The sequence below is a fragment of the Streptococcus sp. P25B114 genome, assembly GCF_053010325.1.
Genome location: NZ_JBRKNW010000012.1, coordinates 39303 through 61707, shown reverse-complemented (window position 1 = coordinate 61707; position 22405 = coordinate 39303). Strand labels below are relative to the sequence as shown.

19 protein-coding genes and 1 pseudogene are annotated in these 22405 nt (G+C 44.6%); all 20 read left to right on the top strand.

Translation table 11 applies throughout. The features are described from left to right. The first annotated feature begins 105 nt into the window (after window positions 1-105). The 20 genes and pseudogenes from ACVC7T_RS07195 (at window position 106) to ACVC7T_RS07100 (ending at window position 22320) form a co-directional block, all read left to right on the top strand. The gene (locus tag ACVC7T_RS07195) at window positions 106-633 is read left to right on the top strand and encodes a YqeG family HAD IIIA-type phosphatase (protein WP_105110329.1); all 528 of its coding nucleotides are present in this window, start codon (window positions 106-108) and stop codon (window positions 631-633) included. Beyond that, complete coding sequence (gene yqeH / locus ACVC7T_RS07190; RefSeq protein ID WP_447262715.1) at window positions 634-1740, top strand: ribosome biogenesis GTPase YqeH; 1107 nt, start codon at window positions 634-636, stop codon at window positions 1738-1740. Between the two features lie 23 nt (window positions 1741-1763). Next, window positions 1764-2153 carry a DUF5301 domain-containing protein gene (locus ACVC7T_RS07185; protein ID WP_447262714.1) on the top strand — a complete coding sequence of 130 codons (390 nt, stop codon included), beginning with the start codon at window positions 1764-1766 and terminating at the stop codon, window positions 2151-2153. Window positions 2154-2185: 32 nt separating this feature from the next. Beyond that, window positions 2186-2497 (top strand): ribosome assembly RNA-binding protein YhbY, encoded by a 312-nt coding sequence (gene yhbY, locus ACVC7T_RS07180; RefSeq protein WP_004195298.1) that lies wholly within the window; start codon window positions 2186-2188, stop codon window positions 2495-2497. A gap of 12 nt (window positions 2498-2509) precedes the next feature. Continuing rightward, a complete protein-coding gene (locus tag ACVC7T_RS07175) occupies window positions 2510-3142 on the top strand; it encodes a nicotinate-nucleotide adenylyltransferase (protein ID WP_024377477.1) in 633 nt (210 codons plus the stop codon). Continuing rightward, window positions 3139-3726 (top strand): bis(5'-nucleosyl)-tetraphosphatase (symmetrical) YqeK, encoded by a 588-nt coding sequence (gene yqeK / locus ACVC7T_RS07170; RefSeq protein ID WP_447262713.1) that lies wholly within the window; start codon window positions 3139-3141, stop codon window positions 3724-3726. The genes ACVC7T_RS07175 and yqeK overlap by 4 nt, the downstream gene beginning before the upstream one ends. Window positions 3727-3841: 115 nt before the next feature. After that, entirely contained in the window at window positions 3842-4288 is a 447-nt protein-coding gene (locus ACVC7T_RS07165; RefSeq protein WP_447262717.1) for a GNAT family N-acetyltransferase, read from the top strand. Further along, window positions 4285-4794 carry a cysteine hydrolase family protein gene (locus tag ACVC7T_RS07160; protein WP_447262712.1) on the top strand — a complete coding sequence of 170 codons (510 nt, stop codon included), beginning with the start codon at window positions 4285-4287 and terminating at the stop codon, window positions 4792-4794. The genes ACVC7T_RS07165 and ACVC7T_RS07160 overlap by 4 nt, the downstream gene beginning before the upstream one ends. Before the next feature lies 1 nt (window position 4795). Beyond that, the gene (gene rsfS / locus ACVC7T_RS07155) at window positions 4796-5155 is read left to right on the top strand and encodes a ribosome silencing factor (RefSeq protein WP_044781673.1); all 360 of its coding nucleotides are present in this window, start codon (window positions 4796-4798) and stop codon (window positions 5153-5155) included. 165 nt (window positions 5156-5320) lie between these two features. Further along, on the top strand, window positions 5321-6067 hold the full coding sequence (locus tag ACVC7T_RS07150) for a class I SAM-dependent DNA methyltransferase (RefSeq protein WP_447262711.1): 747 nt from the start codon (window positions 5321-5323) through the stop codon (window positions 6065-6067). Beyond that, on the top strand, window positions 6064-7152 hold the full coding sequence (locus ACVC7T_RS07145) for a nucleotidyltransferase (protein WP_447262710.1): 1089 nt from the start codon (window positions 6064-6066) through the stop codon (window positions 7150-7152). Before ACVC7T_RS07150 ends, ACVC7T_RS07145 begins: the two co-directional genes overlap by 4 nt. A 77-nt stretch (window positions 7153-7229) precedes the next feature. After that, entirely contained in the window at window positions 7230-7958 is a 729-nt protein-coding gene (locus ACVC7T_RS07140) for a MerR family transcriptional regulator (RefSeq protein ID WP_447262709.1), read from the top strand. A gap of 70 nt (window positions 7959-8028) precedes the next feature. After that, window positions 8029-8439 carry a peptide deformylase gene (locus ACVC7T_RS07135; RefSeq protein WP_024386578.1) on the top strand — a complete coding sequence of 137 codons (411 nt, stop codon included), beginning with the start codon at window positions 8029-8031 and terminating at the stop codon, window positions 8437-8439. 71 nt (window positions 8440-8510) lie between these two features. Next, window positions 8511-9985 (top strand): annotated as a pseudogene (locus tag ACVC7T_RS07130) (IS1182 family transposase). A gap of 272 nt (window positions 9986-10257) precedes the next feature. Beyond that, window positions 10258-12357: an ATP-dependent Clp protease ATP-binding subunit gene (locus tag ACVC7T_RS07125; RefSeq protein WP_447262708.1), complete on the top strand. Its 2100-nt coding sequence runs from the start codon at window positions 10258-10260 to the stop codon at window positions 12355-12357. Between the two features lie 202 nt (window positions 12358-12559). After that, complete coding sequence (malQ, locus tag ACVC7T_RS07120; RefSeq protein WP_105111174.1) at window positions 12560-14068, top strand: 4-alpha-glucanotransferase; 1509 nt, start codon at window positions 12560-12562, stop codon at window positions 14066-14068. Then, window positions 14061-16325, top strand: a complete 2265-nt coding sequence (gene glgP, locus ACVC7T_RS07115; RefSeq protein WP_447262707.1) for a glycogen/starch/alpha-glucan family phosphorylase — start codon at window positions 14061-14063, stop codon at window positions 16323-16325. Before malQ ends, glgP begins: the two co-directional genes overlap by 8 nt. A gap of 223 nt (window positions 16326-16548) precedes the next feature. Continuing rightward, window positions 16549-17760 carry a quaternary amine ABC transporter ATP-binding protein gene (locus tag ACVC7T_RS07110; protein WP_105111176.1) on the top strand — a complete coding sequence of 404 codons (1212 nt, stop codon included), beginning with the start codon at window positions 16549-16551 and terminating at the stop codon, window positions 17758-17760. Window positions 17761-17775: 15 nt separating this feature from the next. Next, on the top strand, window positions 17776-19500 hold the full coding sequence (locus tag ACVC7T_RS07105; RefSeq protein ID WP_105160085.1) for an ABC transporter permease/substrate binding protein: 1725 nt from the start codon (window positions 17776-17778) through the stop codon (window positions 19498-19500). Window positions 19501-19713: 213 nt separating this feature from the next. Further along, window positions 19714-22320 carry a glycoside hydrolase family 3 N-terminal domain-containing protein gene (locus ACVC7T_RS07100; RefSeq protein WP_447262716.1) on the top strand — a complete coding sequence of 869 codons (2607 nt, stop codon included), beginning with the start codon at window positions 19714-19716 and terminating at the stop codon, window positions 22318-22320. Window positions 22321-22405: the final 85 nt, after the last annotated feature.

Genomic DNA, 22405 nt, shown 5'->3' with positions numbered 1-22405 from the left:
AGTCGGTCTTTTTTGATGGGATGCGGAAATGATCGTTCCCCTTGTTATTCGCTTTTTTTGCGAAAAAATGCTATAATTATCTGATTATATTTTTTGGAGAAATTAGTGAGTTTAGAGAATTACATGCCAGATTTTGCCTTGGAAAAGGCTTATGATGTGACGGTGGACAGTTTGAAAAAGCATGGGATTAAGGTGGTGTTTGTCGATTTAGATAATACCTTGATTGCTTGGAATAATCCTGACGGAACGCCTGAGATGCGCCAGTGGTTGCATGATTTGCGGGACGCAGGTATTCCAGTTGTCGTCGTGTCCAATAACAAATATGAGAGGGTCAAGCGCGCGGTCGAGAAATTCGAGATTGACTTTGAATCTTATGCGCTCAAGCCCTTCACTATCGGCATTAACCGCGCTCTCAAACGCTTTGATGTCAAGCCTAGCGAGGTCATTATGATTGGTGACCAGCTGATGACAGATATTCGGGCGGCCAAGCGGGCAGGACTCAAGTCGGCACTGGTCAAACCTCTGATTCAGACGGACTCTATCAATACGCAGATTAACCGTTGGCGTGAGCGACGGACCATGAAGAAAATCATCGCCAAATATGGAGCAATAGACTACAAGAGGGAGATGTAAGTGGAAGAATTATTTTGTATCGGTTGTGGTGCTCAAATTCAGACGACAGATAAAGAGATTGCCGGATTTACTCCCCAATCTGCCCTCGAAAAAGGTCTGGAAACAGGACAACTTTACTGTCAGCGGTGTTTCCGTTTGCGCCATTACAATGAAATTTCAGATGTCAATATCTCGGATGATGATTTCTTAAAACTCCTCCATAGTGTAGGAGAAAGCGATGCCTTGGTAGTGAATGTCATTGATATTTTTGATTTCAATGGGTCAGTCATTCCAGGTTTATCTCGCTTTATTTCTGGAAATGATGTGCTTTTGGTCGGCAACAAGCAGGACATTTTACCCAAGTCTGTCAAGACAGGCAAGGTTACTCAGTGGTTGACCGAGCGGGCACATGAAATCGGCATGCGACCAGTCGATGTGGTCTTGACTTCGGCCCAAAACAAGCAGGCCATCAAGGACTTGATTGAGAAAATTGAACAGCACCGCAAAGGGCGGGATGTCTATGTGGTCGGCGTGACCAACGTCGGCAAGTCAACGCTCATCAATGCCATTATCCAAGAAATCACAGGGGACAAGGATGTCATTACGACTTCACGTTTCCCTGGAACAACGCTGGATAAGATTGAAATTCCTTTGGATGATGGTTCCTACATCTATGACACGCCAGGAATTATCCACCGCCACCAGATGGCTCATTACTTGACGGCTAAAAACCTCAAGTACATCAGCCCACGGAAGGAAATCAAGCCAAAGACCTATCAGCTAAATCCGGAACAAACCTTGTTCTTGGCTGGTCTGGGACGATTTGACTTTGTGGCTGGTGAACGCCAAGGCTTTACGGCCTTCTTTGACAATGAGCTCCAACTCCACCGCACCAAACTGCAGGGAGCTAGTGAATTTTACCAGAAACATGCGGGCTCACTTTTAGTGCCGCCAACCAGCAAGGAATTGAAAGAATTTCCAGAATTGGTCCGCCATGAATTTACCATCACCGAAAAGACGGATGTGGTCTTCTCAGGACTTGGTTGGATTCGTGTCAATGAAAAGGCCAAGATTGCTGCCTGGGCTCCAAAGGGTGTTGATGTGGTTATCCGCAAGGCCATTATTTAATGAAGTCTAAAATGGGGTCACTTATGAAAAAAGTAGTTGGTATGCTGGCCATTGTTGGTTTGTGTGTTCTGGCCTATTGGTTTTGGCCAGGGGAAGAACCAAATCTTCCCAAAGCCAGTGAGGTTCGGGAAATTCGTTTGGTCCAAGGTCAAGAGGTAGTCAAAATCGACCAATCAGAAGAGATAGCAACTTTTTTGACAGAACTTGGAAATGCAAAAAAGACCCGTCAAGATAGTGTTCACGATGCACCGTTGGTTTCACCCCATGTGCGGATTTCCTTTGTCATGGCAGAAGGTGAAACTACAGCATTTGCCTATGAGGGAATACTACAAAGCTATCTGGAGTTTCCCTACACTGGTATCTACAAGCTGAAAGAGCCTCCTCAAGTGATTCAGAAAATGTTAGCAGACTAGGTCTGCTTCGTTTAATAAAGAAAAGAGAAATTATGTCATTAACTTCAAAACAGCGTGCCTTTTTAAACAGTCAGGCACACAGTCTTAAACCCATCATTCAGATTGGGAAAAATGGTCTAAATGACCAGATTAAAACCAGTGTTCGTCAGGCGTTGGATGCGCGTGAATTGATCAAGGTAACCTTGCTACAAAATACGGATGAAAACATCCACGAAGTAGCGGAAATTTTGGAAGAAGAAATCGGTGTGGACACGGTTCAAAAAATCGGTCGCATCTTGATTTTATTCAAACAATCTAGCAAGAAAGAGAACCGTAAAATTTCCAAACAGGTCAAAGAAATCTAAGAAGGAGAGCCTATGGCTATTGAACTCTTAACACCCTTTACCAAGGTTGAATTAGAGGTTGAAAAGAAAGAAACCAATCGCAAACAAGTGGGTATTCTGGGTGGGAATTTCAACCCTGTCCACAATGCTCATTTGATTGTGGCAGACCAGGTCCGTCAACAGTTGAAGCTGGATGAAGTCTTGCTCATGCCAGAATTCATTCCCCCTCACGTGGATACAAAAGAAACCATTGACGAATACCATCGCTATTCCATGCTCAAGATGGCTATTGCAGGGATTGAGGGATTGGGGATTGAAACCATTGAACTGGAGCGCCGTGGTGTCAGCTATACCTACGACACCATGAAATTGCTGAAGGAAAAAAATCCTGATACGGATTATTATTTCATCATCGGTGCGGATATGGTCGATTACCTGCCAAAATGGCATAGGATTGATGAATTGGTCCAGTTGGTGCAGTTTGTTGGTGTCCAGCGTCCTCGTTACAAGGCAGGAACTTCCTATCCGGTTATCTGGGTAGATGTACCCTTGATGGACATTTCCTCCAGCATGGTGCGTAGTTTTATCAAGCAAGGACGAGTGCCGAATTTTATGGTGCCTCATGAAGTTCTGGACTATATCGAAGAAAAGGGACTTTACCAATGATTGCAGCAGATTTGACCTTTGACCGTCAGGCTCTTTTGGAAAAAATCCGTGTAGCCATGAATCCAGAGCGCTTCCAACATATCTTGGGTGTGGAAGAAGCGGCGCTTGCCTTGGCAGAACAATACGGCTGTGATCCGAAAAAAGCCAGTCTAGCAGCACTCTTGCATGACTATGCTAAGGAAGTGGAAGACCAAGTTTTTTTGGACTTGATTGCCAAGTATGATTTGGACAAGGACCTGCTCAACTGGGATAATAACATCTGGCACGGTGTGGTTGGGGCCTATAAAATTTCAGAAGATTTTGGTTTGGAAGATGAGGAAATTTTCCAAGCCATTCAACGACACACCATTGGTGCTGGGCAGATGACCTTGCTGGACAAGGTTCTCTATGTGGCGGACTACATCGAACCCAATCGGGATTTTCCTGGGGTGGACGAGGCGCGTCGTATCGCAAAAGAGTCCTTGGACAAGGCAGTAGCCTATGAAACTGCCCAAACCATTTCTTACTTAGCCAAGAAGGGAATTCCCATTTATCCACAAACCTTGGAAACCTATAATGGCTATGTTGCGTATTTGAAGGAGTAGAGATGATTGCATTATAGTCATTTAGTTTTTCTTTTATTACTTCGTTAACTCGCTTTGCCGTACTCCAGTACAGCCTGCAGCTCGTTGCCTAGTACTAAAAGTAAACTAATCGACTATAAAATATCTTGATGAACGCTCCTATCAAGCTGTCTTGGACTTGACAGTAGCCGAGGAGGACAAGGGCTTCGTAGCTCCAAACGTGCGTTCACTCGCTGACGCTTGGCTTTACAGAGAAAACGGGGATGTTTTCCCCTATGCCATCTGGGCAGATGAACAGGTGGTCGGTTTTGCCTTGATTGACATTGATGAGGACATCCAGCAGTATATGCTTTGGCGGTTTATGATTGGTCAAGAATTTCAGGGGAAGGGTTATGGTCAGGCGGCTTTGGAGGTCGTGATCGATCAAGCAAGAGCTCATCCTGTCTGCGACCATTTGATTGTAGCTTATGTTAAGGGCAATCAGAAGATGGCTCATCTCTTGGAGAAAAATGATTTTGTCTTGGATAGTGAAGAAGAAAGGGAATTGGTCTTCCGTTTGGAAACGCTTTGGGTAAAGCTATGAAATCTGCACTGTTAGCCATTGACATTCAAAACCTTCTAGTGGAGGAAAAACCTTATGCCATTGAAGAGCGATTAGCCCTCTGGCAAGATAGCCTTGCACAAGCCCGTCAAGCGGGGATAGAAGTCATCCATGTCCGACATCATGACCAGGAATTGGTCAAGGGGACTGCTGACTGGGAGATTCACTCAATTGTTGCACCCTTAGCTAGTGAGAAGATTTTCGATAAGACCTTTAACAGTGCCTTCAAGGAAACGGGGCTTCATGCTTATTTGCAGGAAAAGGGAATGGAGCAGCTCATCATCATGGGCATGGCGACCAATTTTTGCATTGATACGACGATTAAAGTAGCTTATGAACTAGGCTACAAGGTAGCTGTGCTTCAGGATGGAACGACGACAGGTTATTCAGGCAAATTGGATGCCAAAGACTTGATTGACCACTACCAAAACATCTGGTCATGGAATTTTGCCCAGGTGGATAGATTAGAAAATATAATTAGAGGATAAGATGAAAGAACTAGATTTAGTAAAAGTTGTGGTTCAGGCTGCTGATGACAAGCGAGCTGAGGACCTTGTTGTAATTGATGTTCAGGGTGTGACTAGCCTGACAGATTACTTTGTGATTGCAAGTTCCATGAACAGTCGCCAGTTGGAGGCTATTGCGGAAAACATCCGTGAAAAGGTAGCGGAAGTTGGAATCAAGGGCAGCCGTGTAGAAGGCGATAGTAACGGTGGCTGGGTTCTTTTGGACCTTGGAGGCGTTGTCGTTCATATCTTCTCAGAAGAAATGCGTGACCTCTACAACCTTGAAAAATTATGGCACGAAGGCAGCTTCCTGGAAGTCGCAGACTTTTTAGAAGTGGAATAGTGAAACAGTCTGGGGATAGACTGTTTCAGCTGGTCACCTTAAAACTCGAAAGTGACCAAAGAGAGTTCACTATTAGGTAATTAGAAGTGATGAACTTCTTGAACACAGCATGAGTTAATGAAGCAGTCGATGGGCTGCTTTTTATGAAAGGAAAAATGGGAAACTATGGCAACTTATGAAACCTTTGCGGCGGTCTATGATGAAATCATGGATGACAGCTTGTATGATAAATGGACAGATTTTAGCTTGCGGCACCTGCCACAAGATACCAAGACAATTTTAGAATTGGCCTGTGGGACAGGGATTCAGGCTGTACGTTTTGCTCAAAAGGGTTATGAGGTGACAGGGCTTGACCTGTCCTATGAAATGTTGGAATTGGCCCAGAAAAAAGCAGAAGCTGCTGGTGTCATGATGGAATTGGCCCAGGCAGATATGATGGCTCTGGAAGGTGTTGGAGATTTCGATGCGGTGACCTGTTACTCGGACAGTCTGTGCTACATGTCGGACCAAGAAGCCGTTTTGCGGGTTTTTGAAGGGGTTCACTCTGTTCTCAATCAAGGTGGTACTTTCCTTTTTGACGTACACTCCATTTATCAAATGGAGGAAGTATTTGCAGGCTACAGCTACCATGAAAACTACGAGGATTTTGCCTTTGTCTGGGACACTTATGAAGGTGAGCATGAGCATTCCATTGTGCATGAATTGACCTTCTTTGTCAAAGATGAGGACAGTCAAGAGGAGCGGTTTGTCCGTCGGGATGAAGTTCACGAAGAGCGGACCTATCCGATTGAAACCTATGTGGAATTATTGAAACAAGCTGGTTTTGCATCTGTGGAAGTCTTTGCGGACTTTGAAAATCAAGCTCCGACAGAAACCAGCCAGCGGTGGTTTTTCAAGGCGGTCAAGGCATGATTTCAGGCATCGTAGCAGAATACAATCCCTTCCATACAGGTCATAAATACCTGCTGGAGCAGGCTGAGGGGTTGAAAATCGTGGTCATGTCTGGTAATTTCATGCAACGGGGTGAGCCAGCTATTGTGGATAAGTGGACACGGTCTCAGATGGCTCTGGAACACGGGGCAGACTTGGTTGTCGAGATGCCCTTTTTAGTGTCCGTCCAGTCAGCTGATCACTTTGCCAAGGGAGCCATCAGCATTTTACACAAGCTAGGTGTGGAAAAACTGGTTTTCGGTACGGAAGAAATGCTGGATTACCAGAAAATTGCGGATATCTATGTGGATAAGTTGGAAGAGATGGAAAATTTTGTGAAAAACTTGCCAGACAATCTCTCTTATCCGCAGAAGACACAGGCTATGTGGCAGGAATTTGCGGGTCTAACCTTCACAGGTGACACGCCAAACCATATTCTGGCCTTGGCTTATGCTAAGGCAGTGGCTGGAACAGGCATTCAGCTCAGCCCTGTTCAACGGCAGGGGGCTGGTTTTCATTCGGAAGAGGTGGAAACGTCCTACGCCTCGGCGACAGCTATCCGCAAGGGTGTTGACCAGCTGGACTTGGTTCGTGACTTTTTACCGTCTGCCAGTCTCTTTGAAGAGGCGACCAAGGTAAGCTGGAGAAACTATTTTCCCCTGCTCCGCTACCAGATTGCGACCCACCGAGCTCTCAGTCAGGTCTTTCAGGTCAACGAAGAACTAGCCAGTCGTATCCGCTCTGCTATTGGGAGCGCAGCGACCGTGGAGGAGTTAGTGGATGCCGTTGCGACCAAACGCTACACCAAGGCGCGGGTGCGGCGGGTGCTGACCTACATCCTGGTCAATGCGGTGGAAGCTCCCTTGCCAGAAGCGGTCCATGTATTGGGCTTTTCAGCTCGAGGCCAGGCCTATCTCAAGCAGGTCAAGGAGCAGGTGGACCTGGTAACACGGATCGGCAAAGAACCTTGGGACAGCCTGACCCAGCAGGCGGATGTGGTCTATCAACTGGGCGCTGACGCAATAGCAGAGCAGACCTACGGGCGTGTGCCGGTGAGGGTGGAGTGATGAGAAAAAATTTTTTATAAAGTTCTTGACTCTCACCTTACGTTATCCCTTATACTGATTATAGAGAGGAGATTTCTATGAGCGAAAATTGGACAGTTAAGCAGGTCAGTCAGTTGACAGGATTGACGGTGAGGACCCTGCACCACTATGACCAGATTGGTTTGCTCAAACCAGCATTTGTGGCTGAAAATGGTTATCGCTACTATAACCAAGAGAATTTGGCTCGTCTGCAAGAAATTCTATTGTTTCGTGAATTGGATTTTCCTCTCAAAGATATTCAGCAGCTTCTGGACGTGACGGAAGTCAATCGTCAGCAGGTCTTGCGGGACCATATCAGCCTTTTAGAGCTCAAAAGGGAACGGCTGAACCGCATCATCAATCACGCCAGATTGCTCACAGAAAAAGGAGGAGAAGTCATGGACTTTCACGCATTTGACAGCAGTCAACTAGAAACCTACAAGGCGGAGGTCAAGGACCGTTGGGGAAAAAGCTCAGCCTATGCTGAATTTGAAGAGCGATACGATGCCAGCAAGGACAGAGTGTTTGCCCGAGAGATGCAGAGCATTTTTGAAGCTTTTGGAAAAATGCAGAGCTTGGAAGCAAGTCATCCAGATGTACAGGTTCAGGTAGCTACTTTACAGGCCTATATCACAGAAAACTTCTACACCTGCACCAAGGAAATCTTGCAGGGGCTAGGTCTCATGTACGTTGAAGATGTGCGATTTTCAGTCAACATTGACCGAGCAGCTGGACCAGGGACTGCAAGTTTTGTCAGTCAGGCTATTGCGGTCTATTGCCAAGAATAATCGAAGAAGTCTAGTGAGAACTAGGCTTTTTTGGTATACTAGATGAAGCTAGAATGTAAGGAGACACCCCATGATTCAACCTATTATGAAAGATATTTTCTTCTTGCAGCAGAAGTCTGAGCCTGCGACTCCGCTAGATGTGCAGGTCGGCCAGGACTTGCAGGATACGTTAGCAGCCAACGCTCACGCTTGTGTGGGCATGGCGGCCAACATGATTGGCGTCAAAAAGCGGATTATCATCGTCAACATGGGCTTCACCAACCTGGTCATGTACAATCCCGTCCTCATCAGCAAGGCCAAGCCCTATCAGACAGAAGAGGGCTGTCTGTCGCTCGAAGGTACTCGTCCGACCACTCGCTATCAGGAGATTGAAGTGGAGTTTTTTGATGCTTCATGGAAAAAGCAGAGTCTAAAGCTGACAGACTTCCAAGCCCAGATTGTTCAGCATGAGCTGGATCATTTGGAAGGGATTATCATCTAGTAGCTACCAAATCTACCGTCAGGTAGATTTTAGAGTTAGGAATAAAGAGAACGCTTAGAAGGAGAATCGCTATGTTACACAAAGAAAATCCAGACTACAATCGCGGTCAATTTGGTTTCTACAGTTTAGATGACCTTGTTCCTCAAGATCATCTCCTTCGTCAAATAGAGGAAGCTATTGACTTCTCCTTTATCTATGACTTAGTCGCAGATAGCTATAGCGATGATACAGGGCGTCCTAGTCTTGACCCTATTCTGCTCATTAAAATTCCAATCCTTCAGTGTCTCTTCGGCATTCGTTCTATGCGTCAAACCATTAAGGAAATCGAAGTCAACACTGCCTACCGTTGGTTTCTTGGTCTTCGACTGGATGATAAGGTGCCTCATTTCACTACCTACGGAAAGAACTATGTCCGTCGTTTTCAAGATAGACAAGTTATTGAAGGCATTTTCACCCATATCTTAGGTCTCTGCGTCAATGCAGGCTTCATAGATCCAACAGAAATTTTCATTGACGGTACCCATATCAAGGCTGCGGCGAATAATCGTAAATTCATCAATCGTGAAATTGAAAAGCAAGCCAAGTTTATGAGTGACCAGCTAGAGATTGAAATTAACAGGGATAGAGAAAAGCATGCAAAAAAGCCGCTAGGGCCCGCAAAAGAGGAGGGACCCATCACTAAGAAAATTTCTACAACTGACCCTGAAAGTGGCTGGTTTCATAAAGGGGACCATAAGGAAGTATTTGCTTATACAGCTCAGGTTGCTTGTGACAAGCATGGTTGGGCTCTGGCTTATAGCGTGGAGGCTGGCAATGTCCATGACAGCCAGGCCTTTCCTGTACTCTTCGCTAAACTCCAACCCTTTCAGCCTAGCTTTCTCGTTGCCGATTCTGGCTATAAGACCCCAAGTATCGCTCGCTTCCTCCTAGAACAAGAGATTACTCCAGTCTTTCCGTATACACGACCGAAAGGAAAGAAAGGGAAACTACGCTCGAAGGATTTTGTCTATGATGAATACTATGACTGTTATATCTGTCCTGAGAATCAGGTCTTAACCTATCGCACTACAACCAGAGAAGGTTATCGGGAATATAAGAGTGACTCAGCTATCTGTGCTACTTGTCCACTTCTATCAATTTGTACAGAAAGCAAGAACAAGCAGAAAGTGGTAACTCGACACATTTGGAAAGAGGCTTTAGAAAGCTGTGAAGAGATTCGGCACAGGAAAGGTATGAAGGAGCTCTACCAGAAGCGGAAAGAAACCATTGAACGCCTCTTTGGGACAGCCAAAGAGTACCACAATCTTCGTTACACAAGAGAGAAAGGCAAGTCCAAAATGGAGGATAAGGTTGGACTGACTTTGGCGTGTTTAAATCTCAAGAAATTGGTAAAAATGAGGGCAGGGAAGCCTTTTTATTTTGTCCAAATAGCCACTATTCTGGCAAAAAGACGGACTATCAGACCAATAAACAGAAAAAGACAAACATCAAGCGAGATGTTTGTCTTCAATCTGAAATCTACCGTCAGGTAGATTTTTTTGTATAAAAGTCAAAAAAGGTCAAACAAAACCATTGACTTTTACTGACCAATGGTGTAGAATAAGATTCGTAAGGTAAAGGACCTTACGAATTCTTTGAACAAAAGGTCAGTTTAGGTCAAACAAAAGAGTTTGACTGACTAATTGACTAAATGGTCAGTAAAGGACAAACTTCTGAGGAGGTTAGGATGAAAGATAAGATTATTTCCTATTAGTAATTTTTTTAACTCAAAGGTCAGTATTGGTCAATCAAAATGATAAAAATAAACGAGGTAGAACTATGAACAACAATTTCAATAACTTTAACAATATGGACGATATTTTCAATCAACTCATGGGCAACATGGGTGGTTACAGCACAGAGCGTCGCCGTTATTCTATCAATGGGCGTGAAGTGACACCGGAGGAATTTGCTATGTACCGTCAGACTGGTCGCCTGCCACAGACAGAAGAAGTGGCTCAAACACAGGCTAAAGGTCAGATAAAGTCAGATGGAATTCTTGCAAAACTGGGTCGCAATTTGACCCAAGATGCGCGTGAAGGTAAGTTGGATCCAGTCATTGGACGCAACAAGGAAATCCAAGAAACCTCTGAAATCCTAGCTCGTCGGACTAAGAACAATCCTGTTTTGGTCGGTGATGCGGGTGTCGGAAAGACAGCGGTAGTAGAAGGCTTGGCTCAAGCCATTGTCAACGGAGATGTCCCAGCTGCCATTAAGAACAAGGAAATCATCTCCATTGACATTTCTGGCTTGGAGGCAGGGACCCAGTACCGCGGAGCTTTTGAGGAAAATGTGCAAAATCTTGTGGATGAAGTCAAAAAAGCAGGAAATATCATTCTCTTCTTTGATGAAATTCATCAGATTTTGGGAGCTGGTAGCACTGGTGGGGACTCAGGTTCCAAGGGTTTAGCGGATATTCTCAAACCAGCTTTATCCCGTGGGGAATTGACGGTTATCGGTGCCACTACACAGGACGAATACCGCAATACTATTCACAAGAATGCTGCTCTGGCTCGTCGTTTCAATGAAGTCAAGGTTAATGCTCCGTCCGCAGAGGACACCTACCAGATTTTGAAAGGGATTAAGCCGCTTTATGAAGCCCACCACAATATTGAATTGCCAGATGAGGTTTTGAGAGCTGCGGTTGATTATTCTGTCCAATATATTCCACAACGTAGCTTGCCTGATAAGGCCATTGACCTGGTCGATGTGACTGCTGCTCACTTGGCTGCACAACATCCTGTGACAGATATTCAGACCTTGGAAGCAGAAATGGCTGAGGCAAAACAGTTGCAGTTGGAAGCTGCTGAGAAAGAGGATTATGAAAAAGCCTTGAATGAAAAGGTCCGTATTGATAAGCTACAAAAACAGATTGAAAATCATACGGAGCAACAGAAAGTAGTGGCGACCGTCAATGATGTGGCTCAGTCAGTTGAGCGCATGACAGGAATTCCAGTTTCACAAATGGGAGCTTCTGATATTGAACGACTCAAGGAATTGAAAAATCGCCTGGCAGCCAAGGTTATCGGTCAAGACGATGCGGTGGAAGCTGTATCCCGTGCCATTCGTCGGAATCGTGCAGGTTTTGATGACGGCAACCGTCCGATTGGTTCCTTCCTCTTTGTCGGTCCGACAGGTGTGGGTAAGACAGAGTTGGCAAAACAGTTAGCGCTAGACTTGTTTGGTAACAAGGATGCCATTATTCGTTTGGATATGTCTGAATACAGCGATCGGACAGCCGTTTCCAAATTGATTGGTACCACAGCTGGTTATGTGGGCTATGATGACAATTCCCATACTCTTACCGAACGTGTCCGCCGCAATCCGTACTCCATTGTCCTCTTGGATGAGATTGAAAAAGCAGATCCACAAGTGATTACTCTCCTCTTGCAAGTCTTGGATGATGGTCATTTGACAGACGGGCAAGGCAACCAAGTCAATTTCAAAAATACCCTTGTTATCGCGACTTCTAATGCTGGTTTTGGTTATGGAATGGCAGAAGGTGAAGAAAATCAAGACATCATGGACCGCATCGCACCATTCTTCCGCCCAGAGTTTCTCAATCGTTTCAATGCAGTTATCGAATTCAAGCACTTGGATAAAGAAGATCTCAAAGCTATCGTAGAATTGATGCTGGCTCAGGTCAATAAAACACTTGCTAAAAAAGGGATTAGCTTAGAGGTGACCGAGGCTGCCAAAGACTTCTTGATGGAAGCCGGCTATGACAAGGCAATGGGGGCTCGCCCACTCCGTCGGGTCATCGAAAGCCAAATTCGCGACAAGGTAACAGACTTTTATTTAGACCATACAAATGTGACAAACTTACTCGCGGATGTGGCGGATAATGAAATCAAAATTGAAGAGCAAACCTTTTCATAAAAAATAAGATAATATAGAAAATCTGAGAAGAAATTCTCGGATTTTCTTTTTGAAAGGTATTAATAAGTGTTTAATAAAGCTCATATTGTCAGCTTTTGAGCAGTTTTACGGAAAAGTTTTTAAAAATATTGTGTAATTCCTTGACAAGTGCAAACGTTTGCGTTAAACTATCATTGTACTTGAAAGAAAGGAAAACGTTTTTATGGCGAATCGTACCAGTGGAATTTTAATGCATATTACCTCACTTCCAGGTAAGTTTGGTATCGGTACTTTTGGAAAGCCTGCCTATGATTTTGTTGATTTCTTGGTTGAAACCAAGCAGACCTACTGGCAGCTTCTTCCTCTCACAACGACCAGTTATGGGGATTCTCCCTACCAATCATTTTCAGCTATTGCTGGAAATACCCACCTAATTGATTTTGATTTATTGGCAGAAGAAGATTTATTGGCCAACTTTGATTACCAAGATGTGAACTTTGGGGACAATCCAGAAAAAGTGGACTACGCCTTGATCTATGAGGCACGTCGTCCAATCTTGGAAAGAGCTGTTAAAAATTTCTTGACTGATGACAAGCGTAAAGTAGCCTTTCAAGAGTTTGAAAAAGCTAATTCATCATGGCTAAATGACTATGCAGAGTTCATGGCAATTAAAGAACATTTTGGCAACAAGGCCCTACAAGAATGGGATGACAAGAAAGTTGTTGCCAGAAACGAAGAAGCCTTGGCCAAGTATCGTTTAGAGTTAGCAGATCAAATCGACTACTTCAAAGTCACTCAATACTTCTTCTTTAGCCAGTGGAAGCAGTTGAAGGACTACGCCAACAAGAACCACATCAAGATTATTGGAGATATGCCCATTTATGTATCGGCAGATAGTGTGGAAGTTTGGACCAAGCCACAGCTCTTCAAGCTTGATAGCGAACGCAAGCCACTTTATGTGGCAGGCGTACCAGCGGATAACTTCTCTGCGGACGGTCAGCTCTGGGGTAACCCACTTTATGATTGGGAGCAACATGAAAAGACTGGCTACAATTGGTGGATTTACCGTATTCACGAGAGCTTTAAGATCTACGATGTCTTGAGAATTGACCATTTCAAAGGATTTTCTGACTACTGGCAGGTAGCTGGAGATGCTAAAGTTGCCAAGGTTGGCACATGGGAGCCAGGACCAGGCTACAATCTTTTCAAGGCAGTTAAAGAAGCCCTAGGGGACCTGCCGATTATTGCAGAGGACCTTGGAAATATCGATGCTAAGGCACGCAAGTTGCTGGCAGACTGCGGCTACCCAGGTATGAAAATCTTAGAATTTGGCTTCTTTGATGTGACAGGGCAGAGCATCGACATCCCACACCGTTGTGTGCCAAACTCAATCGCCTATACAGGTACCCATGATAATGAGGTGGTTAATGGCTGGTATAACAATCTAGAGCCTGAACAACAGGAATTTGTAGATGCCTATACCAACAGAAAACCGATTGAGCCAGTTACTCAAGCCATGCTTAGAACACTGTTTGCAACTGTCAGCGATACAGCTATTGCGACCATGCAAGATGTTCTGGACTTGGGCGAAGACAGCCGTATGAACATGCCTTCAACTGTTGGAGGCAACTGGGAATGGCGGATGAAAGCCGAAGATTTAACCCAGGACCGCATAGACTTCTTAGTCAAAATGACTACACTATATCAACGAGGAAATAAAAATCATGAATAACTTTACTACATTTGCAGAAAGCAAAGCCAATAAGAAATTAGCCGACATGACCAACGAAGAAATCTATCTTCAGTTGCTCAACTATGTCAAACTATCAGCGGCAGATATGCCAAAAAACACAGGTAAACGCAAGGTTTACTATATCTCAGCAGAGTTCCTTATTGGTAAACTCTTGTCAAACAACCTGATCAACTTGGGTGTTTACAAGGACATTCAGGCAGAATTAGCTGCGGCTGGCAAGTCCTTGGCACAGGTTGAAGACGTTGAGCCAGAACCATCACTTGGTAACGGTGGTCTTGGCCGTTTGGCATCATGTTTTGTAGATTCGATGTCAACACTTGGTATCAACGGTGAGGGTGTTGGTCTCAACTACCACTGCGGTCTCTTCAAACAAGTCTTCAAGGACAACCAACAAGATGCAGAGCCAAACTTCTGGATTGAAAATGACTCTTGGTTGATTCCAACGACAATCAGCTACGATGTACCATTCAAAAACTTCACCTTGACATCTAAGTTGGACCGTTTGGATATTCTTGGTTACAAGAAAGACACTAAGAACTACCTCAACTTGTTTGATATCCAGTCTGTCAACTATGGCTTGATTGAAAATGGCATTACGTTTGACAAGACGGCTATTCAAGAAAACTTGACCCTCTTCTTGTATCCAGATGATTCAGACAAGAATGGTGAATTGCTCCGCATTTACCAACAATACTTCATGGTATCAAACGCTGCCCAGCTCTTGATTGATGAAGCGATTGAGCGTGGCTCAAATGTGCGTGACTTGGCAGACTATGCTTACGTTCAAATCAATGATACTCACCCTTCACTTGTTATTCCAGAATTGATCCGTCTTTTGACTGAAAAGCATGGCTTGGAATTTGCAGAAGCAGTGGCCATCGTTAAGAACATGACTGGTTACACCAACCACACCATCTTGGCAGAAGCTCTTGAAAAATGGCCATTGTCATTCTTGGAAGAGGTAGTACCTCACTTAGTAGATATCATCAAGGAATTGGATGCCTTGGTTGCAAAAGAAGTTTCCGATGTAGCCCTTCACATCATCGACGAGTCTGGTCGTGTGCACATGGCTCACATGGATATCCACTTCTCAAACTCTGTCAACGGGGTTGCGGCTCTCCATACTGAAATTTTGAAAAACTCTGAGTTGAAAGGTTTCAACGAGCTTTACCCAGAAAAATTCAATAACAAGACAAACGGTATCACCTTCCGTCGTTGGTTGGAATTTGCTAACCAAGATCTTGCAGACTACATCAAGGAATTGATTGGTGATGAGTATTTGACAGATGCAACTAAGCTTGAGAAATTACTAGCCTTTGCAGACGACAAGGAAGTGCATGCTAAGTTGGCAGAAATCAAGCACAACAACAAGTTGGCTCTCAAACGTTATTTGAAAGACAACAAGGGTATCGAATTGGACGAAAACTCTATCATCGATACACAAATCAAACGTTTCCACGAGTACAAACGCCAACAAATGAACGCCTTGTATGTCATCCACAAGTATCTTGAAATTAAGAACGGTAACCTTCCGAAACGTAAAATCACTGTTATCTTCGGTGGTAAGGCAGCTCCAGCTTATATTATCGCTCAAGACATCATTCATTTGATTCTTTGCTTGTCTGAGTTGATTAACAATGACCCAGAAGTGAGCAAGTACCTCAACGTTCACTTGGTAGAAAACTACAACGTAACGGTTGCTGAAAAACTGATTCCTGCGACTGACATCTCTGAGCAAATCTCATTGGCTTCTAAAGAAGCGTCAGGTACTGGTAACATGAAATTTATGTTGAACGGTGCTTTGACACTTGGTACTATGGACGGTGCTAACGTTGAGATTGCAGAATTAGCAGGCATGGATAACATCTACACATTTGGTAAGGATTCAGATACCATTATCGACTTGTACGACAAAGCTGGCTACGTGTCTGCGGACTACTACAATGGTGATGCCAACATCAAACGTGCGGTTGACTTTATCATTAGTGATGAAGTGAAAGCACTTGGTAATGAAGAACGCCTTGGTCGTCTTCACCATGAATTGATCTCGAAAGACTGGTTCATGACCTTGATTGACTTAGCAGAGTACATCGAAGTTAAAGAGCAAGTCTTTGCAGACTACGAAGATCAAGATGCATGGAACAAGAAAGTTGTTCACAATATTGCTAAAGCAGGATTCTTCTCATCTGACCGTACAATCGAGCAGTACAACGAAGACATCTGGCATAGTAAATAATACTTACATAAAAGACAAATCACTTCGGTGGTTTGTTTTTTTTACTCTTTCACCAGAGTTTAAGCCTTGTAGATACGGCGTTTGAGGGTATTTTTGATAGTCTGTTTGAAAATGATGTGAACACTTTTTCCTTGACAATGGGCTTCACTTACTTTAAGATAGAGTTTATAAAAGTGACAACACTTAAATTTTATAATGTAGCCACTTCGAGAAAGGAGTTCACATGACATTACTAGAAGTGAAAAATTTGACCAAAGTATTTGGTAAAAAGCAGAAGGCTGCCCTTGAAATGGTCAAACAGGGAAAATCAAAAACAGAAATTTTGAAGAAAACAGGTGCCACCGTTGGGGTCTACGATGCTAATTTTTCAATCCAAGAGGGCGAAATTTTTGTCATCATGGGTCTGTCGGGCTCAGGGAAATCAACTTTGGTGCGGATGCTCAATCGTTTGATAGAACCATCATCTGGTAGCATTGTCTTGGATGGTCAAGATATTTCAAAAATGAACGCTGAAGAGCTGCGGCAGGTGCGTCGCCACGATATGAACATGGTTTTCCAAAGTTTTGCCTTATTTCCACATAAGACGATTTTGGAAAACACAGAGTTCGGTCTGGAATTGCGTGGGGTATCAAAAGAAGAACGTCAGGCAGCGGCTGAGAAGGCATTGGAAAATGCAGGCTTGTTGGTCTTCAAGGATCAATACCCAGACCAACTGTCTGGTGGGATGCAACAGCGTGTCGGCTTGGCTAGAGCCTTGGCCAACAAACCGAAAATTCTCTTGATGGATGAGGCTTTTTCAGCCTTGGACCCGCTTATTCGTCGTGAAATGCAGGATGAGCTCTTGGATTTGCAAGCTAGCAATCAGCAAACCATCATCTTTATCAGTCACGACCTCAACGAGGCCTTGCGAATTGGTGATCGTATTGCTCTGATGAGGGACGGGAAAATCATGCAAATCGGTACTGGTGAGGAAATTTTGACCAATCCGGCCAATGATTTTGTTCGTGAATTTATGGAAGATGTCGATCGTTCCAAGGTCTTGACGGCACAAAATATTATGATTAAGCCGATTACGGCAACGGTTGAATTGGACGGGCCGCAAGTTGCTCTGATGCGCATGCGTACAGAGGAGGTTTCTATGTTGATGGCAACCAATCGTCGTCGGGAATTGGTGGGAGCCTTGACCGCAGATGCTGTTATCGAGGCGCGTCGTAAGGGCTTGCCACTGTCTGATGTCATTGATAAGGACGTTCTGACGGTTTCAAAAGATACAGTGATTACAGATATTATGCCTCTGATTTATGATTCGTCGGCGCCGATTGCCGTGACGGACGAGCACAATAAGCTCCTTGGGGTTATTATTCGCGGGCGCGTGATTGAAGCCTTGGCTAATATTCCAGATGATGGCACTGCGTCAGAAACAGAGGAAAACTAGAGAAAGAGGTTAGATATTTTGGATTTATTGCAAGAAAAACTACCAGTGGCAGAGCTGGTAGAGGCCTTGACCAGTTGGTTGACCACGACCTTCGCAGGGCTGTTTGATATACTACAAGCCATCGGGAGTACCTTGATGGACTGGATCACCAACACCTTATTGTTCATTCATCCGCTCCTATTTATCGGATTAGCAACTGTAGCTGTATGGTTTTTGGCACGAAAAAAATGGCCCCTGCCAGTCATGACTTTCTTGGGCCTGCTCTTTATTTACAACCAAGGGTTGTGGGATGAATTGATCAACACCTTGACTCTGGTCATCGTAGCCAGCCTGATCTCGATTGTTATCGGGGTTCCTCTGGGAATTTGGATGGCCAAGAACAATACGGTCAAGAAAATTGTCAATCCGATTTTGGACTTTATGCAGACCATGCCGGCCTTTGTTTATCTGATTCCGGCGGTAGCCTTCTTCGGGATTGGCATGGTGCCAGGTGTCTTTGCATCAGTGATTTTCGCCCTACCGCCGACAGTTCGGTTTACTAATTTGGCGATCCGTGAAATTTCGACAGAGTTGGTTGAGGCAGCGGATGCTTTTGGTTCAACGTCGGCTCAGAAATTGTTTAAGGTTGAATTGCCCTTGGCTAAAAATACCATTATGGCTGGTGTCAATCAGACCATGATGTTGGCCCTGTCCATGGTGGTTACTGGTTCTATGATCGGGGCGCCAGGTCTGGGTCGTGAAGTCCTGTCTGCCCTTCAGAAGGCGGACATCGGGAATGGATTTGTATCTGGTATTTCCTTGGTTATCTTAGCGATTATCCTTGACCGTGTCACTCAGGCTTTCAATGCCAAACGTGAAATTGGACAAAAATCGTCAACCAACAAGTGCATCGCTCTAGCGGCCTTGCTGGTATTTGTCGGAGCAGCTTTGGGACGAAGCTTCCTAGCCTTGACTTCCGGAAATACAGAGCAGGGACAGACGGTGACCATTTCCCATACTCAGTGGGATACTGAGGTGGCGTCGACAACTGTCATTGCCAAGGTCTTGGAAGAGGCGGGCTACCACGTAAAAATGGTACCGCTGGATAATGCCGTCATGTGGCAGTCAGTTGCAAACGGGGACTCGGATTTCTCAGTCAGTCCTTGGTTGCCGGTCACACAGGCGTCGCTCTATGACAAACATAAGAACCAATTAGATGATTTGGGACCAAATATGGAAGGGACTAAGCTCGGATTGGTTGTCCCAGCCTATATGGATGTGACTAGCATTGCGGACCTGTCTAATCAGGCGACCACAACTATCACAGGGATTGAGCCCGGTGCTGGAATTATGGAGGCGGCTGAAAATGCCCTGCAAGACTATGGAAACTTGTCTGGTTGGGAACTGACCAAGGCCTCTACAGGTGCCATGACAACCGCTTTAGAAAAAGCGATTGCCAACCAAGACGAAATCATCGTAACGGGCTGGTCTCCGCACTGGATGTTCTCCAAATATGACTTGAAATACTTGGACGACCCAGAAGGTTCATTTGGTTCGACAGAAAATATCCATACGATTGCACGGAAAGGTCTACAAGAGGATATGCCTCAATTGTACCAAATTGTGGATAATTTCCACTGGACCTCTGAGGATATGGAGTCCATTCTTTTGGATATGAATGAGGGGATGTCTCCTGACGATGCCGCTAAAAAATGGATTGATGTCAACCGCGAAACGGTTGACCAATGGTTGAATGAGTAAGATAAGTCTATAGTGATAAAACCAGTTGTTCGTATTTGTACAACTGGTTTTTCATTTTGTCGAATGGAGAAAAAAACTAGTAGAGAATGTCAACAGTCAGGCGGTAAACGTTTACAGGTAGCGGATGTTTTTGTATAATAATATAAAAAACAAAAAATGGAGGTAACTATGAAAAAGCATAGCTATTTGTACTTAGCAGGTCTTGCGCTTGCTATGGCGACAAGTCCATGGGCTACAGTCAAGGCCAATACGGAACCTGTTTCACCAGAAACAGGCACCAGTCTTGAAGCTGTGAATGCACCGATTGCCAGTTCCACAGACTTATCTGCAACTCCAGCTAGTGAGGAGCTTAACACTGGTGAACAAGCTGTAGATGCAGAGACGCAAATCACTAGCATGATTGACGACATGTCTACACGGCAAAAAATCACGCAGATGTTGATGCCGGATTTTCGTAAGTGGCAGACGGAAGGTAGCGAAGTGGTGAGCGACCTGACGGTTGTTAATGAAGAAATTGCAGAAGCGATTGATGGGTACGATTTTGGTGGCGTTATCCTCTTTGCGGAAAACGTAAAGGAAACGGAACAAACCCTCAATCTTACACAGGATATGCAAGCAGCTGCAGTTGGAAATAAGGCTCAGAATGGGAATATCCCTCTCTTGATTGCTATTGACCAGGAAGGGGGAATTGTTTATCGTCTGGGTTCAGGTACGGCCCTACCAGGGAATATGGCATTGGGTGCCACCCGTGATCCAGAGTTAGCTAGACAGGCTGGTGAGATTATCGGTAGGGAATTATCTGCTTTGGGTGTCAATGTGGATTTTGCGCCGGTATTGGATACAAATAATAATCCTCAAAACCCTGTTATCGGTCTGCGTTCCTTCTCATCTAATCCTGAACTTGTTGCCTCCCTAGGAATTCCTTTGATGCAGGGAATTCAGGCCCATAATGTGGCTGTAGCAGCTAAGCATTTCCCAGGCCATGGGGACACCGCAACCGACTCTCATACAGGTCTTCCTCTGGTAGATAAGTCAATGGAAGAATTGGCAGCCTTAGAATTAGCTCCGTTTAAAGCTGCCATGGATGGCGGAGTGGACATGATTATGACAGCTCATATCCAATACCCACAGATTGAGAAAGATACCTATGTTTCTAAAAAATCTGGCGAAGAAATTCATATTCCTGCTACCCTGTCTGATGATATTTTGACAGGCATTGTCCGCAATCAGTATGGCTATGATGGAATTATTGTTACGGATGCTATGGGTATGGACGCCATTTCTCAAAACTTTGGGGAATCCGAAGCAGCGATCATGGCCATACAAGCAGGTGTGGATATTGTCTTGATGCCAACAGTTTTGAGAAACAAGCTTGATTTAGCTAAAATCGATGCTATTATTGATGACATCGAAGCTGCAGTGGCGCAGGGACACATTACAGAAGGCATGCTGGATGATTCTGTTCGACGGATTTTACGTTTGAAAGCAAAACGCGGCGTATTGGACTTTGACTTGGCGGCAAGAACTGCAGAGGCAGCCAACCAGGCGGTAGGATCTGATTTGAATAGAGACCTGGAAAGACAAATTGCCGCCAGCGCGGTAACGGTGGTTAAGAACGATGATACTATCTTGCCATTTAAGTTGACTGCTGGTGACCATGTCTTATTATTGGGTGCCTATAATAACGAACTTCCTGGCCTTGATTTGGGAATGAGACGCTTGCAGGCGGATGGTATTATACCAGCAGATGTTACATTTGAAACTGTCAGATACAATGCGGAATCTAGTTCGGAAAGCTTGAAAGAAAGTTTAGACAAAGCGAGTCATATTATCCTTGTGTCGGAAATTGGACGTGAATCTCATTTGGCTAGTGACCATTGGTTGACCAGGGTTCCTACTGAGGTTGTAGATTACGCTAATAGCCAAGGTAAGCTAGTTGTTGTCATGAGTATTTCCAAACCTTATGATGTTGCTAACTATCCAGCTGCTAAGGCAATTGTAGCAGTCTATGGTAACAAGGGAATGGATCCAACGGAGGCTCTCCGACCAGATAATGCGTTCGGTCCAAATATTCCAGCTGGGGTAGAAGTTATCTTTGCCGGCCTACCACACAAGGGTAGCTTGCCTGTAGACATACCTCTGATTAAGGATGGATTGCTCAGTACAGACCAGGTTGCCTACCCAATTGGTTTTGGATTGAGTTATGATGAGCCTGCCAAAGGAATTTTAGCCGTTCTTCCGGAAGCAGCTAAAATTGGTCAGGAATTCCCTGTGACACTAGAGTTGGGCGATCTCAAAGGCATTGAAAAAGGTACTTACCAAATTCGTTTACACTTTGATCCGGCTCTAGTAGATGGAGTTCTTTCAGAGGGAATCAAGCTTGAAGGGAATACCTTTGTGGTTGAAAAAGAAGCTGGTGATTTATCATCTATTGCATTGAGTCTCAAGGCTAAGACAAGTGGGTCAGTTGCACCGATTCTATTTGTGGAGCTGGTTGACCAGCTTGGACGAATCTTTAGCCTGGGGCAAGCAGCTTATCAAGGGCTGACGGTTTTAGTTACTTCTGATAGCAAGGTGGTTACAACGACTCCGATAGATAAAGACGTTAAGGACCAGACGGCCGAATCTAACAAGGACTCAAACAAGGACGAGGTTTCTACTGAGTCTACTGTTTCTGCTGAGGAAGAAAGCAAGAAAATGGAAACTACAACAACTCAACCAGTCCTGCCAAATACTGGTGACAGTCAAAATATTTCCTTCTTGTTGCTAGGTTTGACCGGCTTGGCATTCTTGGCTGCTTTGAAAAAGAAAAGAAGCTGAGCTTATCAGAAAGGCAGTGAAGTCTGATATCACTCCTTGAAAGTAAAATGCTCAAGGTGTAATAAGGACAAACATCGTTTCGGTG

Bases quoted from the DNA above. Each gene is read 5' to 3' on its own strand.
- ACVC7T_RS07125 (WP_447262708.1), top strand. From the start codon at position 10,258: ATGAACAACAATTTCAATAACTTTAACAATATGGACGATATTTTCAAT.
- ACVC7T_RS07150 (WP_447262711.1), top strand. From the start codon at position 5,321: ATGGCAACTTATGAAACCTTTGCGGCGGTCTATGATGAAATCATGGAT.
- ACVC7T_RS07185 (WP_447262714.1), top strand. From the start codon at position 1,764: ATGAAAAAAGTAGTTGGTATGCTGGCCATTGTTGGTTTGTGTGTTCTG.
- ACVC7T_RS07100 (WP_447262716.1), top strand. From the start codon at position 19,714: ATGGCGACAAGTCCATGGGCTACAGTCAAGGCCAATACGGAACCTGTT.
- ACVC7T_RS07175 (WP_024377477.1), top strand. From the start codon at position 2,510: ATGGCTATTGAACTCTTAACACCCTTTACCAAGGTTGAATTAGAGGTT.
- yhbY (WP_004195298.1), top strand. From the start codon at position 2,186: ATGTCATTAACTTCAAAACAGCGTGCCTTTTTAAACAGTCAGGCACAC.
- ACVC7T_RS07135 (WP_024386578.1), top strand. From the start codon at position 8,029: ATGATTCAACCTATTATGAAAGATATTTTCTTCTTGCAGCAGAAGTCT.
- rsfS (WP_044781673.1), top strand. From the start codon at position 4,796: ATGAAAGAACTAGATTTAGTAAAAGTTGTGGTTCAGGCTGCTGATGAC.
- ACVC7T_RS07140 (WP_447262709.1), top strand. From the start codon at position 7,230: ATGAGCGAAAATTGGACAGTTAAGCAGGTCAGTCAGTTGACAGGATTG.
- ACVC7T_RS07160 (WP_447262712.1), top strand. From the start codon at position 4,285: ATGAAATCTGCACTGTTAGCCATTGACATTCAAAACCTTCTAGTGGAG.
- ACVC7T_RS07145 (WP_447262710.1), top strand. From the start codon at position 6,064: ATGATTTCAGGCATCGTAGCAGAATACAATCCCTTCCATACAGGTCAT.
- glgP (WP_447262707.1), top strand. From the start codon at position 14,061: ATGAATAACTTTACTACATTTGCAGAAAGCAAAGCCAATAAGAAATTA.
- yqeK (WP_447262713.1), top strand. From the start codon at position 3,139: ATGATTGCAGCAGATTTGACCTTTGACCGTCAGGCTCTTTTGGAAAAA.
- ACVC7T_RS07110 (WP_105111176.1), top strand. From the start codon at position 16,549: ATGACATTACTAGAAGTGAAAAATTTGACCAAAGTATTTGGTAAAAAG.
- malQ (WP_105111174.1), top strand. From the start codon at position 12,560: ATGGCGAATCGTACCAGTGGAATTTTAATGCATATTACCTCACTTCCA.